This window comes from Novosphingobium sp. PhB165 (assembly GCF_004341845.1).
GTDB lineage: Bacteria > Pseudomonadota > Alphaproteobacteria > Sphingomonadales > Sphingomonadaceae > Novosphingobium.
The window spans coordinates 41,151-55,382 of sequence record NZ_SLVB01000001.1; the positions used below are offsets into that span (position 1 = coordinate 41,151).

11 protein-coding genes are annotated in these 14,232 nt (G+C 64.8%); 4 read left to right on the forward strand and 7 right to left on the reverse strand.

Annotated features, from left to right (window positions below; genetic code table 11):
* Window positions 1–166: 166 nt before the first annotated feature.
* The 5 genes from EDF56_RS00175 to EDF56_RS00195 all read right to left on the reverse strand — a co-directional run bounded on the left by EDF56_RS00175 (window position 167) and on the right by EDF56_RS00195 (window position 6,404).
* Window positions 167–1,405: an outer membrane beta-barrel protein gene (locus EDF56_RS00175; RefSeq protein ID WP_165912032.1), complete on the reverse strand. Its 1,239-nt coding sequence runs from the start codon at window positions 1,403–1,405 to the stop codon at window positions 167–169.
* Window positions 1,406–1,409: 4 nt separating this feature from the next.
* A complete protein-coding gene (locus EDF56_RS00180) occupies window positions 1,410–2,015 on the reverse strand; it encodes a polysaccharide biosynthesis/export family protein (protein ID WP_132384737.1) in 606 nt (201 codons plus the stop codon).
* 176 nt (window positions 2,016–2,191) lie between these two features.
* On the reverse strand, window positions 2,192–3,046 hold the full coding sequence (locus EDF56_RS00185; protein WP_132384738.1) for a sulfotransferase domain-containing protein: 855 nt from the start codon (window positions 3,044–3,046) through the stop codon (window positions 2,192–2,194).
* On the reverse strand, window positions 3,043–4,290 hold the full coding sequence (locus EDF56_RS00190; protein ID WP_132384739.1) for a DegT/DnrJ/EryC1/StrS family aminotransferase: 1,248 nt from the start codon (window positions 4,288–4,290) through the stop codon (window positions 3,043–3,045). The genes EDF56_RS00185 and EDF56_RS00190 overlap by 4 nt, the downstream gene beginning before the upstream one ends.
* A gap of 14 nt (window positions 4,291–4,304) precedes the next feature.
* A complete protein-coding gene (locus EDF56_RS00195; protein ID WP_132384740.1) occupies window positions 4,305–6,404 on the reverse strand; it encodes a nucleoside-diphosphate sugar epimerase/dehydratase in 2,100 nt (699 codons plus the stop codon).
* A 399-nt stretch (window positions 6,405–6,803) separates the two neighbouring features.
* Between EDF56_RS00195 and EDF56_RS00200 the strand changes: the two genes are divergently transcribed.
* From EDF56_RS00200 to EDF56_RS00215, 4 genes are all read left to right on the forward strand, one after another.
* Entirely contained in the window at window positions 6,804–8,057 is a 1,254-nt protein-coding gene (locus EDF56_RS00200; RefSeq protein ID WP_132384741.1) for a glycosyltransferase family 4 protein, read from the forward strand.
* 6 nt (window positions 8,058–8,063) lie between these two features.
* Window positions 8,064–8,981, forward strand: a complete 918-nt coding sequence (locus tag EDF56_RS00205) for a formyltransferase family protein (protein WP_243652306.1) — start codon at window positions 8,064–8,066, stop codon at window positions 8,979–8,981.
* 3 nt (window positions 8,982–8,984) lie between these two features.
* Window positions 8,985–9,686, forward strand: coding sequence for a PIG-L deacetylase family protein (locus EDF56_RS00210; protein ID WP_132384743.1), 702 nt, complete (start codon window positions 8,985–8,987; stop codon window positions 9,684–9,686).
* 1,152 nt (window positions 9,687–10,838) lie between these two features.
* On the forward strand, window positions 10,839–11,447 hold the full coding sequence (locus tag EDF56_RS00215; RefSeq protein ID WP_165912033.1) for a response regulator transcription factor: 609 nt from the start codon (window positions 10,839–10,841) through the stop codon (window positions 11,445–11,447).
* 118 nt (window positions 11,448–11,565) lie between these two features.
* On the opposite strand, the gene EDF56_RS00220 is transcribed toward EDF56_RS00215, so the two are convergent.
* Both EDF56_RS00220 and rlmN read right to left on the reverse strand, forming a co-directional pair.
* Entirely contained in the window at window positions 11,566–12,495 is a 930-nt protein-coding gene (locus EDF56_RS00220; RefSeq protein ID WP_132385705.1) for a formylglycine-generating enzyme family protein, read from the reverse strand.
* Between the two features lie 143 nt (window positions 12,496–12,638).
* The gene (gene rlmN / locus EDF56_RS00225; protein WP_207904591.1) at window positions 12,639–13,955 is read right to left on the reverse strand and encodes a 23S rRNA (adenine(2503)-C(2))-methyltransferase RlmN; all 1,317 of its coding nucleotides are present in this window, start codon (window positions 13,953–13,955) and stop codon (window positions 12,639–12,641) included.
* Window positions 13,956–14,232 lie beyond the last annotated feature (277 nt).

The following is a 14,232-nucleotide window of genomic DNA, read 5'->3' on the forward strand; positions in this document are numbered from 1 at the left end:
CGTCATCCCCGCGAAGGCGGGGATCCCGCTTCTCTTGCGACATGCGAGAGGTTGCAGAAGAAAGCGGGGCCCCCGCCTTCGCGAGGGCGACGAAGGGGTGAAACCGGCGGCTCGTCATCGATATTGGCGATCCGCTATCGGAATCGTCCGAATATCGGGCGTTCCCTCAGAACCGTACGCGCAGCGCCACGCCGCCCCGGAAGCGGTTGAATTCCAGCGTGGCACTGTCGCTGGTACGATTGCCGTAGCTCATCGAAGCCGCAACGGACACGTTGCGCATCACCAGATATTCCAGCTCGCCCGATCCGGTCAGGGTCTCCTCGCGGATGCCCGAGCCGGTATATTTGGTGTGCCGGTAACCGACAGCGACGTTGGCATAGAGATTGTGGCGGATTTCCTGGTTCACGGTAACTCTGGCGATCGTATCGGTACGCTGCGTGGCGCCGACGCGGAACGTGGCGACATCGCCGTTGAAGGCATCGAACAGCACGGCGGTACGGCGCGTGGGGTGGTAGGTCAGGTTGCCCGCCACCGACAGGCCGGTATGACCCGGAGTGTTCGGATCGTCCGGATTGTGGCGGAACACGCCGACCGAAAGCCCGCCCTCCAGCAGACCGCCGGGCTGGAAGTTGATGCCCAGACGGCCGCCGAAGGTGGTGGTGTCGCGCTCGGCGCCGCTGGGCGTGCGGTCGAGCCGGAAGTCCCGCCGGGTGGCGAAGAGCGTGGCGGTGGCGAAAGCCCGGCCGGTCACGCGCAGGCCGAACGTCGCCTGCCCGGCAAATGCCGTGAAATCGCGGTCGGCGTCGATTTGCGACACGGCATTGTACTTGGTGGTATCGAGCAGGACGTCCATCATCGTGCGCGTGGAGACGCGGTGATAGGACAGTTCGCCGCCCAGGCTGTCGATCAGGCGCGGGCCGGAATTGGGATTCAGGCGCGCCTCGGTGTCGCCGCGATCCTCGATCGCCCGGCGTGAAAAGACCGTGGCGTTCAGGTTGGATGTCGGGCCCGTCTGCCAGTGCAGCCCCGCATCGGCCAGCCAGCTTTCGGCGTTCTCGGTGGAATAGGTGGCATAGCGGCGGATCATGCCGCCTGCGTTCAGTTCGAAAGTGAGCGGGGCCGGGGCGGTGCGCACCCGCACTCTGGGCGAAATCTCGAAGCGGACATCGTCCTTGGCATTGTTTTCTGCCGCGTAGACGTTGCTGTCGTATTCGATCTTGGCCTCGGCGCCGGCGGTAACCTCAAGCGAGCCAATGTGATGCGGCAGCGCGCGATATTCCTTGTCGTTGGCGAACACGGCCGGCGCGGTGGAGCCGATCTGCCCCGTCTGCTGGGCCAGCGCATGCTGCGGTGACGCCAGCAGCAGCGGGACCGGGGCGGCGAGCGCGAGTCTCCGATGCTTCACGCGCCTAGAACCAGCGTTCGTAGACGCGGATCGTATCGCCCGGCAGAACCGGCGTGGTTTCGCCCGCTTTGGACGTCACTTCCTTGCCATCGACCATGCGGGTGATCGCCACGTTGTCCTTCTGCGCCCGGTAGGTATAGCCGCCGGCCGCCGACAGGGCGGAGAGCACGGTCAGGCCCTGGCGATAGGGGAACTGGCCGGGCTGGTTGACTTCCCCGGTGACGTAGAACGGCCGAAGCTCGACCGGCGCCACGTTGACCACCGGATCGCCGGTCATGATGCCCTGCTTCAACAGGGCGGCGGCGATGCCCTGTTCGATCTCGCGATAGGTCATGCCGGCCACGGCGACCTGCTTGACGTAGGGAAGCGAGATCAGGCCGGTGTCTTCCACCGTGTACTCGCCGTTCGCGGCGTCGAGATCCTGGACGACGACTTTGATCTTGTCGCCCGCACCCACCCGGTAGGGACCTGCCGGAGTGGATGCGAGCGTAGGCATCGACGATGTGGGCGACGAGCAGCCGCCGAGCATCGAGGCCGAAAGGAAACTGGCCAGCAAGGGAACCGCAAGGGCGGTCTTCCACGGGCGCGGACGATTGCGAAGTGCTGTCATGATATGCTCCCCGACAACCTCGGGCTGGCCCCGCGTACCCACGCACGCATGCCCAGTCCCGGAATCATCCCGTCCAGATTACGGGAGATACGGCGAATTTCCTTGGTTATTAAGGGCTATGTCAAAGCACAGTGGGGTGGCGGCAAGTTGTCCGTTGGAGCACGGATTTTATCGGTCTAGGAAACCGGGACATGCCTTGTGGGCGCCTTCCAGCGCGCAAGGTCCAGCCCGAACATGGCTTCCAGAGTCTCCACGTCGCGCGCGTAGAAATCGCGCAGTCGCTCGCGCAGGGCCGGGGTCAGCGGCGGATAGGCCACCTCGCGCGCGATCAGCGAGCGGACCCCCTCGAACACCGGATTGCCGCGCAGCGGGCGCATGCTGTCCTTCAGCGGGGCCAGCGCACGGCGCAGCGGCAGGGGCAGGATTGCCGTACGGCTGCTGTTGTCGTGCGTGGCGGCGTGTCCGGGCTCGAAGCAGGGCTTGGTGCCGATGTGGCGCGAGACGGCGGTGATGATCTGGCGCGGCTGCGCGACCACGTCCTCGTAAAGATAGGCCAGCATCTGCTCGCGCGGGAACAGGTCGAACCACCGCGCGAGGTGCCTGGCATAGAGACCGTCCTCCAGAAAGCGCGGGAACGGATTGTCGGGCGAGGACAGGTATTCCTCTGGCGGGCCTTTCACGGTGCCGCGCCGGTAGAACATCTTGTAGTCCGAATAGGCGCGATCGACCGGGTTGCGCAGCTGGAGCACCAGCTTCACGTCGGGCAGCCGGGAAGCGATGCGCCGGGCGGCGAGAGGGTGGGCAAGGTAATCGGCGGACTTCTCGCCGATCACATGCGCGGCGGCGGGGCGTTCCGCGAAGAAAGTGCGGTACCATTCTTCACCGCGCTCGAATTCGCTGCTGAAGTAGTGGGGTTCGGGAGCGGGCATGAAGATGGCCGGATTTTCCTGAAGCCGCGCCTGAATCCAGGTCGTCGCCGCCTTGACCGCGCCGATGACGAGGAACTGCGGACGCCAGGTGCGGTCGATCATGCCATGGGCTCCTGCATCGCCGTGCGCAGGCCCCCGGCCATACGCGCCATCCCCTCGTCGCCCAGTGTGTGGTCCACCGGGAACATCAGGGTGCGCTCTCCCAGCCGCACTGCTTGCTCCAGCGTGCCGTCACGCCGCACCGGTTGCCCGGCGAGCGCGGCCTCACGGCTCATGTCAGGGCAGGAGCCGGTGGCGGCGGGCAGGCCCAGTTCGAGCAGGCGCCGGAGCACGCGATTGCGCCGTGCTTCGGGTGCATCGCCGGAAAGCTGGACGTAGAACTTGTACCAAGCATGGCGGGCCTCGGAAGGCGGCTCGGGCAGGGTCACGCCGGGAAGGTCGGCCAGTGCCTCGCGCAGCAGCCGCGCGTTGCGGGCGCGGGCGGCGAGCCAGAGCGGCAGCTTGGCAAGCTGCCGCCGGCCCAGCGCGGCCTGCATCTCGGTCATGCGGTAATTCGATCCGAGGTGGTCGTGGACATGGCGGAACGCGCCGGGTGTCCCGCCCGCGTTTCCGCCCGTTACCTTGCGATAGTCCTTGCCGTGGTCCTTGATCGCCCAGCCGCGCAGCCATGCCTCATGGTCGCGAAACAGCAGCAACCCGCCTTCGCCGCCGGTCGACATGATCTTGTCGGTGCAGAACGAGAACGAGGCGGCATCGCCGAACGATCCGACGCGCGCGCCGCGCCACGCGGCTCCGTGGGCCTGCGCGCAGTCCTCGATCAGCCTGAGGTCGTGACGTGCGCAGATGGCGCCCAGCGCTTCCATGTCGCAGGGCCAGCCGGCGAGATGGACGCAGATCACGGCCCGCGTCGCCGTTCCGATCATGCGCTCCACCGAGTCCGGATCGATATTCTGGCTGACCGGATCGATATCGGCAAAGACCGGCAGCGCGCCGACCGACATGACGCAACTGGCGCTGGCGAAGAAGCTGCGGGCGGGGACGATAACCTCGTCGCCCGGCCCGATCCCCAGCGCGCGCAGCGCCACTTCCAGCGTCAGGGTGCCGTTGGCGATGCACAGGCCTTCCAGCGTCCGGTCCGTGCCTTCACCGATGTAGCCGGCGAATTCGGCCGCGAAAGCGCGGTTTTCCTCGCCATGGACCAGTGCGTTGACCTTGCCGGAGCGCAGCACGTCGGCAACCGCCTCGATCTCGTCCGGCTCGTGGCGCGGCCACTGGGAGCGGAGCGGGGCCCGTTCGCAAAGGCCGGGCTCCGCCGGTGCGACAGCGCTTGTCGATACCGGGGTCAAGGCAGGCCTCCCTTTCAGACTTTCACAGGCTCGCCGGAACCGCGCGGCCCGGTCAGGGCCTCGTTCTCGATCAGTCCGAAGCCGGCGCTGCCGCTGGGGACTTTGACCAGCGTGTGCGTGATCCGCCGCGCCTCGACATGGTCGCCAAGCTCGACCGCGCGGGCCAGCCGGTCGATCGAGCGCGAGATGAAGGGCAGGGGGATCGGTCTGGACTGCGCCTCGAAGATGCCCTTGATGCCCGAAGGGAGCTGCTCCTCGCAGATGTCGAAGAGTTCCTCGAACAGCTTCTCGCCGGGACGAAGGCCGACGAATTCGACCGGCACGTCGATCTCGGGCTGGAGGCCGTAGAGGCGGATCATCCGATAGGCGAGGTCGACGATCCGGACCGGCTTGCCCATGTCGAGCACGAAGATCGTGCCGCGCTGCGAATTCTGGCTGAGCGCGGCAGAACTGCTCTGGAGAATGAGCTGCACCGCCTCGCGCACGGTCATGAAGAAGCGCTCGATATCGGGATGGGTCACCGTGAGGGGGCGGCCCTCGCGAAGCTGGCGGTGGAACAGCGGGACGATCGAGCCGCTCGATCCCAGCACATTGCCGAAGCGCACGGTCATGAAGCGCGGCGCTTCGGTATCGTCGACGCCGCACATGTCGAGCGCCTGCGCATAGAGTTCGCCCACGCGCTTGGTCGCGCCCATCATGCCCACCGGGTTCACCGCCTTGTCGGTGGAGATCTGCACCATCGCCCGCGCCGAAAACTCGCAGACGGCGTCGGCGACGATGCGGGTGCCCAGGATATTGGTGTGCACGCCCGCGCAAGGGTTGGTCTCGACGATCGGCACATGCTTGAGCGCGGCGGCGTGGTAGACGATCGACGGCCGGTGCTTTTCGAATACCCGGCGCACGTCGTCCCGCTCGCGCACGTTGCAGAGTTCGGGCTGGATATCGAGGTCCGGGAACTGCTCGCGCAGTTTCATCTCGGCGGCGTAAAGGTGAAATTCACTATGTTCGAGCAGGACCAGACGCGACGGGCGGAAGCTTGCAAGCTGCCAGCACAGTTCGCCGCCGATAGTGCCGCCCGCGCCGGTCACCAGCACGCATTTTCCGGTGATCTGGCTCGTGATCTGCTCGCCCTCTAGCGTGAATTCGCTGCGGCCCAGCAGGTCCTTGACCGAAAGCTCGTCCGGCGCGGCGCCGTGGCCGCGCTGGAGAATATGGCTCCAGCCGTCGCGAATGCGCGAGAGTTCCAGTCCCAACTGGCGCGAGCGTGAGGTCAGCCGCGCCATTTCGCGGTTGGATAGGTCGGTGCCGTCATCGCAGGCGATCACCAGCGAGGGGCGGCGGCCCTGAAGTTCCAGTTCCTCCACCGCGAGTGAAAGATCCTCGTGCGTGCCCAGCACCGGCACTTTGGAGATCTGGAGCAGGGTGTCGTTCGATGCCGGCAGCAGGATGCCGACGACCGAGAGCGAGGGCGTGCTCTCGCGCTTCAGCATCTCGATGATCGACAGGGCCCAGTCGGACGATCCCACCAGCAGCGCCCGGCGCAAGTCGCGGCCTTGGGCGGCAAGGGGGAGGGCTCTGCCGGTCTGTGAAAGCTTCTCGCGCAGGGCGCGCCGCGAACCACGCACGGCGAAGAGCACGGTAATTGCAAAGAGCCACTGCGCCAGCGCGATCTGCGCAAGCTGGGGGCGTTCGGCGTGGACGCCGGGAACCAACAGGATCGCCGCCCAGCCGAGCCCGAAAGCCGGCAGCGTCAGCAGCGCAAGCTGCATCGCGTGCGAAAAGCTGAAATAGCGCCAGCTGCGCCGATAGATCCCGGCCGTATAGAAGCAGCCGATGGCCAGCGCGGCGAAGACGAGGATCGCGGCCAGGTGCCCGTCCGAGCGGGGAAAGCCGGTGCGGCCGATAAACAGGAAGGCCAGTCCCAGCGTCGTTGCCAGCACCAGGAAGTCGACCAGCATGAGCACGGTGTTGCGGAATGTGCGGCGAAGGCTGAACTGCGCGATCGAGGAGCGGGAGCGCGGTGCCCTCGGCCCCAGTTTTCGCACGCGCAGGAACGTATTGGCCGAGCCTCCGGCCATGTTCGAGGCAGTGGATCCTGCGACGGTTTGGTTCATTGCGTCAGCCTTCGCGGGTTGCTTGTGGCGAAGTGGTTTTCTTCTGCGAAGGCTGTGTTGACCCGCTCGCAGCAACTAACTGTCTACCGGTGAACGTCGGGTCACGCATGTATTCATGAAGTCATCAGCCGGAATTGCCGCCCTCTTCGGTAATAGGGGGAGGTATACACTTGCTGGGTCAGGGCCGGTCTCAAATGGTTCGAATGGGCCACAGGATTGTGATCCCTAAATCGCCCGACCTTATCTCTAAGGGCTATCAGCCGATTAGGAACTTGCGGTCGGCGCGGCCGGGCTCATCATCAGGGACACCGCTGGGATGTATGGGGCTCCCGAAAATGGCCGATGTGATGATCTTGAATTTCTTGCCGATCATTCACCCCGGGGGGGCTTGAGCAAGCCATGAAAGTTCTCGTTCTCTCCAGCCTTGCCTACTCGCTCACCAATTTCCGGGGGGCGCTGCTGCGCGAGCTGAAAGCCAATGGACACCACGTCGTGGCCGTCGCGCCGGACGGCAATGCGGCGGTCGAGGCGGAGCTTGCGAACTGGGGCGTGGGCTTCCGGATCGTGCCGATGGACCGTACCGGCACCAGCCTGATCGGCGATGCCGCGCTACTGGCGGCTTACACGCGGCTAATGGTGGCCGAGAAGCCGGACCTCGTGCTGGCCTATACCCAGAAACCGATCATCTACGGCGGCATCGCCGCGCGCCTGATGTGCGTGCCGCGCTTCTACGCGATGATGTCGGGGCTGGGGTACGTGTTCAGCGAGGCCGCCGCCCATCGCCGGCTGCTGCGCCGCGCGGTCGCCCGTCTTTACCGCGAGGCGGTGCGCCGGGCGCGCGGGGTCTTCGTGTTCAACGCCGATGACCGGCAGGACATGATCGACCTTGGCATCGTGCACGAGCATCAGAACGTGGTGCGCGTGCCGGGCTCGGGCGTGGATCTTGAGCGGTTCGCTCTGGCGCCGCTGCCGCGCGGCCGGATGCGGTTCCTGCTGGTGGGACGGCTGATGCGCGACAAGGGCGTGCAGGAATTCCTGGAAGCGGCGGCCCTGATCCGGCGGGACCACGCGGATGTCGAATTCTGTATCCTGGGCCACTACGAAACCGCCAATCCTACCGGGATCGACGAAGTGGAATGTGCGCGTCTCTCGCGCCAGTTTCCGGTCCAATTCATTCCCGGCACGTCCGACGTGCGGCCCTACCTGGCCAGTTGCTCGGTCTTCGTGCTGCCCTCCTACTACCGCGAGGGTCTGCCGCGCACGATCCTTGAGGCGATGGCGACCGGCCGCCCGGTCATCACCACCGACATGCCCGGCTGCCGCGATCCGATCATCGAGGGCGAGAACGGCTTTCTGATATCTCCGCGCGACACGGCGGCGCTGCGCCGGGCGATGCAGCGTTTCATCGACGATCCCGAGCTGGTGGCGCGCATGGGTGCCCGGTCCCGCTCTCTTGCCGAGAAGGTCTACGACGTGCGCAAGGTGAACCACCAGCTGCTGGATGAGATGGACCTGCTGCGGGAGCCGTGGAATGTGCCGGATGCAGTCTCCGCCGCGCGCGGGGTGGATGCCGATGCACCACTTGTCGGCACGCCGATGGCCAAGGCACCCCGCGAGGGCGGCACCGGCCCCTCGCAAGTCGCGGCGGGCTGACGGGCCATGGAAACGCAGGCGATGCGGGCGGTCGTTGTCGGAGCGGTCGGCAGCACGGCGGTACTGGTGGAGGAACTGGCGGCGGCGGCCGGATGGGTGCTTCCGCTGGTGGTGACCTTGCCGCCGGAACTGCACAAGCGGCATTCCGACCTTGTGGACCTCTCACCCCTTGCCGCGCATGCGGGCGCCCTGTTGGCGACGGCGGCGCGGACCAACGATCCCGAAACGCTCCTGCTCGTGCGCGCGGCCAAGCCCGACTACGTGTTCGTGGTCGGCTGGTCGCAGCTTTGCAGTTCCGATTTCCTCGGGATCGCCGCGAAGGGATCGATCGGCTATCACCCGGCACCGCTGCCGCGCCTGCGCGGGCGGGCGGCGATCCCGTGGACGATCCTGCTGGACGAGCCGATTTCGGCATCCAGCCTGTTCTGGATCGGCGCGGGTACCGATGACGGCGATATCCTTGCCCAGCAGTACTTCCACGTCGCGCGCGATGAAACCGCGCAGGGCCTCTATGACAAGCACATGGACGCGCTGCGCACGATGCTGCGCGGGCTGTTGCCCCGGCTCGCGGCGGGCGAGCAGCCGCGCACGGCGCAGGACGAGCGCTACGCCACCTGGGCGACCAGGCGCACGGCGGCGGATGGCGCGATAGACTGGCGCCAGTCGGCGGTCGCGATCGATCGGCTGGTGCGCGCGGTGGGGCGGCCCTATCCCGGCGCCTTCACGCGGCTGGGAGACCGCCGGATCACGGTGTGGTCCTCACGGCTGGCGGCCGGGAGCGAGCGCCACCACGCGCTTCCGGGCCAGATCGTCTCCCGGCAAGGCATGGTGCTCACCGTCCAGACGGGGGAGGGGCTGCTGGACCTTGTGGAGTGGGAGATCGAGGGCAGGCTGCCCCCGCTTCACGCGATCCTGGAGGGATAGACCTTGGTCGGCCTTCCGGGCACGGGCTTGCACCATTACGGCAAAGTGCTGGTCATCGCGCCGCATCCGGATGACGAAGTGCTCGGCTGCGGCGGCACGATGGCGCGCATGGCCGAGGAGGGGCTCGATGTGCAGGTGGCCGTCGTCACGACGGGCCGCCCGCCGGCATTCAGCGAGGAATCCGTCGCTCAGGTGCAGGCCGAGATGCGCCGGGCCCATGCCCATCTGGGCGTGAGTCAGGCGCACATGCTGGGCCTGCCCGCTGCGGCGCTCGATACGTTGCCGGCGGCCGAGATCAATGCCGCCATCGGCCAACTCGTGCGCGAAGTGCGGCCCGATACGCTGTTCCTGCCCTTTCTGGGGGACATCCATCAGGATCACCAGCTTACCTTTCTGGGCGCCATGGTGGCTGCTCGCCCGCGTGACCGCCGGGTTCCGTCGCGCGTGCTGTGCTACGAGACGCTTTCCGAAACGAACTGGTACGCGGCGCCGATGACGCCTGCGTTCGTTCCCAACGTCCATATCGACATCGCATCGACGCTGACGCGCAAACTGGAAGCCTTCGCTATGTTCGAAAGTCAGGTGAAGGCGTTCCCCGATGAGCGCTCCCTCACCACGATAGAGTCTCTGGCCCGGCTGCGCGGTTCCAGCGTGTTTGCCGAGGCTGCCGAGGCCTTCATGCTGGTGCGCGCGATCGAGCGCTGACCCTGTTGTTTGGGGTGCCTGCCAGCGCCACGGCGGTTCATCGCGTGGTCAGAAGAAATCACTTTTACTTTTATGGTGACTTTAAATGACCGGATAATACTTGCTTAGTGCCCACTTGTGCACACTAAGCGGACGTACGCTGTCCTCTTTTTGAAGCTTGCCGTCCGGCCCTCGCGACTTGGTGAAGAATGATCGAATGGCGGCACTGATTCGGGTTGGTTAGCTGACATGGCGGAGCAACCACCGCGTCCCGAATGATCTGAACCGCCGCATACGTCCCATCATTTGGGCTTCGCGATGCGCTCCATCGGATGGAGTGGGCGCGTCCTTTGGGGCAATTCGGGCCTCTACAACGGACGAACGGGGTTCCCGTAGCCCGGCGCAACCCACCAAGTTTCAAGCGAATTTTCGAGAAAACCGGCCACGCCATGGCCCTTCCGAACGATCAGGCGAAGGTTTTGGGCGCCGAGTCGATGGCGGATTTTCCCCACTTCTCAGGGAAAGGGGCCGCGCACAGGCGGTTGAAAGTGCGAAACTGACAGGATTTAACGACCGCCGGACTGTGTGCACAAGGATTCAGTTCTCGCTAAATCAATGATTAAAAACGATATTTTTAATCATCTACCTATTTCGAGGTAGTGCGCCCGGGAAACGAGCAGGTTTCGGGGGTGTCGGCCAATGAAAATGTTGAAACCCTTAAGCAAACTCCTGCGGGAACGCGGATTTTCTGACTTGTCCCAATCTGGACTACCCATTTTCTCATACTTTACGCCCTCTCGACTTGAACTGCCGGATATGTTTTAAGGAGATGCACCTATGTTGTGGGGTTTGAAGGGGCATTGGAGGGGGAGCACCAGTCCATCTGGTCAACCACCAATTGTCATACGTGTATTCTCCCGACCAAAACGGGCGAATTCGCCTATCCTTGATCATCCTCCGGCATGATGTCGACGGAGCAATCCGTCTCAAACAACAAGCATACATTGGGTCGTCCGTATTTCCGGGTTTCAGGAGAGAAAGACGATGGCGAATTTTGAAGAAGTATGTGTCTCCATTGTGGGATTCAATTCACTCGTTCGCGAGGGGATCTGCAAGATCCTCGACAAATGCGAGTTCCGTTGCGGCCGCTTTTACCGTGACTGCGACGACCTTATGGCTGAGGACGCAGGCGCGAACCTGGGGCTGACCATTTTCGATATGGGGCATTGCGACGATCTGCTTGGCTGTCTGGCCACGCTGAAGGAACGCCACCCTTACATGCGGGCCGTTTTGCTCGCCGATGAGTTCGAGTTCGGCCAGATGGTCGATGCCTTCCAGTTGGGCGCTCATGCCTATCTGCTGAAGGAGATCGGCGCGGAGCCACTGATAGAATCCCTGCGGCTGGTCAATCAGGGCGAGAAAGTCCTGCCTAGCGCGCTGCTTCAGCATCTTCCGCAGAAGCAGGCCATTGCCGAAGGACAGGCAGATGTGCAGGTCCAGCTCAGCGAACTGCTCTCAGACCGTGAGATCGACACGCTGCGCTGCCTGGTGATGGGTTATCCCAACAAGGTGATCGCCTATCGCCTCGACATCAGCGAGGCGACGGTGAAGGTCCACGTCAAGGCGATCCTGCGCAAGTTGATGGTGCAGAACCGCACGCAAGCGGCGATCTGGGCCGTCAATCAGGGCCTCGTCACGCAGGCGGGGGATTTTCAGGCTGCGGAGTACGTGCCCGCTGCCGAAGAAGTGGTTCGTCCGGCAACGCTTGCCTACGCTCGCTAGGCAAGCCGGACATGACCCCGGATGCGTTCATCAGAACGTCCATCGGCGCGACAGGTGCGGCCTGCCGCGTCGATGCGTCGCCGGGGAAGGGTATATGATGTGGGGGTGGCGCAAGCGGTCAGCCGCGAGCGCGCACCACGCAGCGGAAACCGATATGGCTGGTGGCCGTATCGATCATTTCGGGATGGCGCGCTGCCGGCCGATAACGTTGGCAGTAATTTTCGGCGCAGAGGTGTGAGCCGCCTTTCAGCACCTTGCGCCCGATGCGGACATGCGGCTGCGCGGGATCGAAGCTCTCCTTGAGCTTGCCGCCGCCCGGGTTTCGAGGCGGATTGCTGACCGCGCAGCACGAACCGCCGGATTTCTTCACGCCGGGTTTCTCGGACCACCAGTCCCGGGTCCATTCCCAGGTATTGCCGATCATGTCGTAGAGGCCGTAGCCGTTCGCGGGGAAGGTGCGAACGGGCGACGTGCGCTCCCAGCCGTCCAGACACTGGTTGGCGAAGGGGAACAGGCCCTGCCAGTAATTGGCCAGCATCCGTCCCTCGGGCGCGAGCTGGTCGCCCCAGGCATAGTCCGCATCTGCGAGACCGCCGCGCGCGGCAAATTCCCATTCGGCTTCGGTCGGCAAGTCCTTGCCCGCCCACTTCGCATAAGCTTCCGCATCGGCATGGCAGACCTGCACGACCGGATGATCCCAGAGGTCCAGCGCGTCGATATCGCTTTCGGGGCCGTAGGGGTGGCGCCAGCAGGCGCCGAATTCGTAACGCCACCAGTTGCCCGGGTTCGAGGTGTCGACAGGCGTTGCCGTCTTGCGGAATACCACCGCGCCGGGCTGCGCCATTTCCGGCAGCATGCCCGGATAGTCCTTCGGATCGGGCGCGATTTCGGCGACGGTGACATAGCCGGTCGCCGCGACGAAGCGGGCGAACTCGCGGTTGGTGACCGTCGTCTCGTCTATCCAGAAGGCGTCGACCGCGACCTGCCGGAGCGGCGCCTCTTCCGGATAGAAACGCTCCGACCCCATGGCGCCCGGGACATGGATCATGCCGAGCAGAGCTTCGCTGCCTTGGGTGAGGGTTTCGGTCATCGCAGTCCTCTCAACGGATATTGCATCCGGTTTAGGGCTGCGCCGAAGCTACGCCAAACGCGTATTTTCTTTGCAGCCCTAAACGAAGAACTGAAGGGGCCTTAGCCGAGCGCCACTTCCTTCTCGGCGTAGAGGCGTTCCAGTTCGGCGCGGCTCTTCTTTTCGGCGGCGGTCTTGAGCTGGCCGCAGGCCGCATCGATGTCACGCCCGCGCGGGGTGCGCACCGGGGCCGAGATGCCGCCCTTGAACACGATATCGGAGAACGACTTGATCCGCTCCGGCGTCGAGCATTCGTACTGCGCGCCCGGCCAGGGGTTGAACGGGATCAGGTTCACCTTCGCGGGCAGGTTGAACTGCTTGAGCAGACGCACCAACTCGCGCGCATCCTCGTCGCTGTCGTTCTTGTCCTTCAGCATCACGTATTCGAACGTGATGCGGCGCGCGTTCGAGGCGCCGGGATAGTCGGCACAGGCCTGGAGCAGGTCCTCGATGCCGTACTTCTTGTTGATCGGCACGATCTCGTCACGCACGTCCTTGGTCACCGCGTGGAGCGAGACGGCAAGGTTCACGCCGATTTCCTCGCCGCAGCGGGCCATCTGCGGGATCACGCCCGAGGTAGAGAGGGTGATGCGGCGCTTCGACAGGGCCAGGCCGTCGCCGTCCATGACCAGCTTCAGCGCATCGCGCACATTGTCGAAATTGTAGAGCGGCTCGCCCATGCCCATCATCACGATGTTGGTGAGCAGGCGGCCGTCCGACGAGTAACCGCCTTCGTCCTCGTCGGTCTCGGCGCCATCAACGCCGTCACCGAAGGCAAAGTCCATGCGGCCCTTGGGCCATTCGCCCAGTGCGTCGCGCGCCAGCATGACCTGACCGACGATCTCGCCCACCGTCAGATTGCGGACGAGGCGCATGGTGCCGGTGTGGCAGAAGCGACAGTTGAGCGTGCAGCCGACCTGAGAGGACACGCAGAGCGTGCCGCGATCGGCATCGGGGATGAACACCATTTCGAAATCGTGCGCGTCCGCCGTGCGCAGCAGCCACTTGCGGGTGCCGTCGCTGGAGTGCTGCGCCTCGACGATTTCCGGGCGGCCGATCACGAAGCGTTCGGTCAGCCAGGGGCGCATGGTCTTGGCGATGTCGGTCATCGCTTCGAACTCGGTCACGCCGCGGTGGTAGATCCAGTGATAGACCTGCTTGGCGCGCAGCTTCGCGGCCTTCAGGTCCAGCCCGGCGGTTTCGAACAAGTCGGCAATGCGCTTCTTGGGCAGGCCCATCAGGTCCACGCGGCCGTCCTCGCGCGGGGTCACGCCCTCGACAAGGCCAGGGCGGGGCACCGGAACGGGGTCGATATGCCCCGGGATCGGCATCGGGCCGGCACCGGAGGCACCGGAAAGGATCGGGTTCGCGTCTGTCATGATTGGCCGGCCATATAGTGCATTCGGGCGCAAAACGGAAGATGCCGCTAAGCATTCGGGCGTTCGTGCCCGCGCCGCAGGCCTGCGCGAACCGTTGTCACGCCTGTCCGGTTCCCGCTTCCGGACGTGCCGGGGGCTCGCTCCATCGATTGAGTGTGACCTGAAAACATCAATGATTTCGTTGTGTTAGGTTCATGAAACTCCCTTTGTGTGACGGGCATTTGACCAGTCCGGACGGGCCGGTCGCCATCCATAAGAGCCCGTCGGAGAACACAAG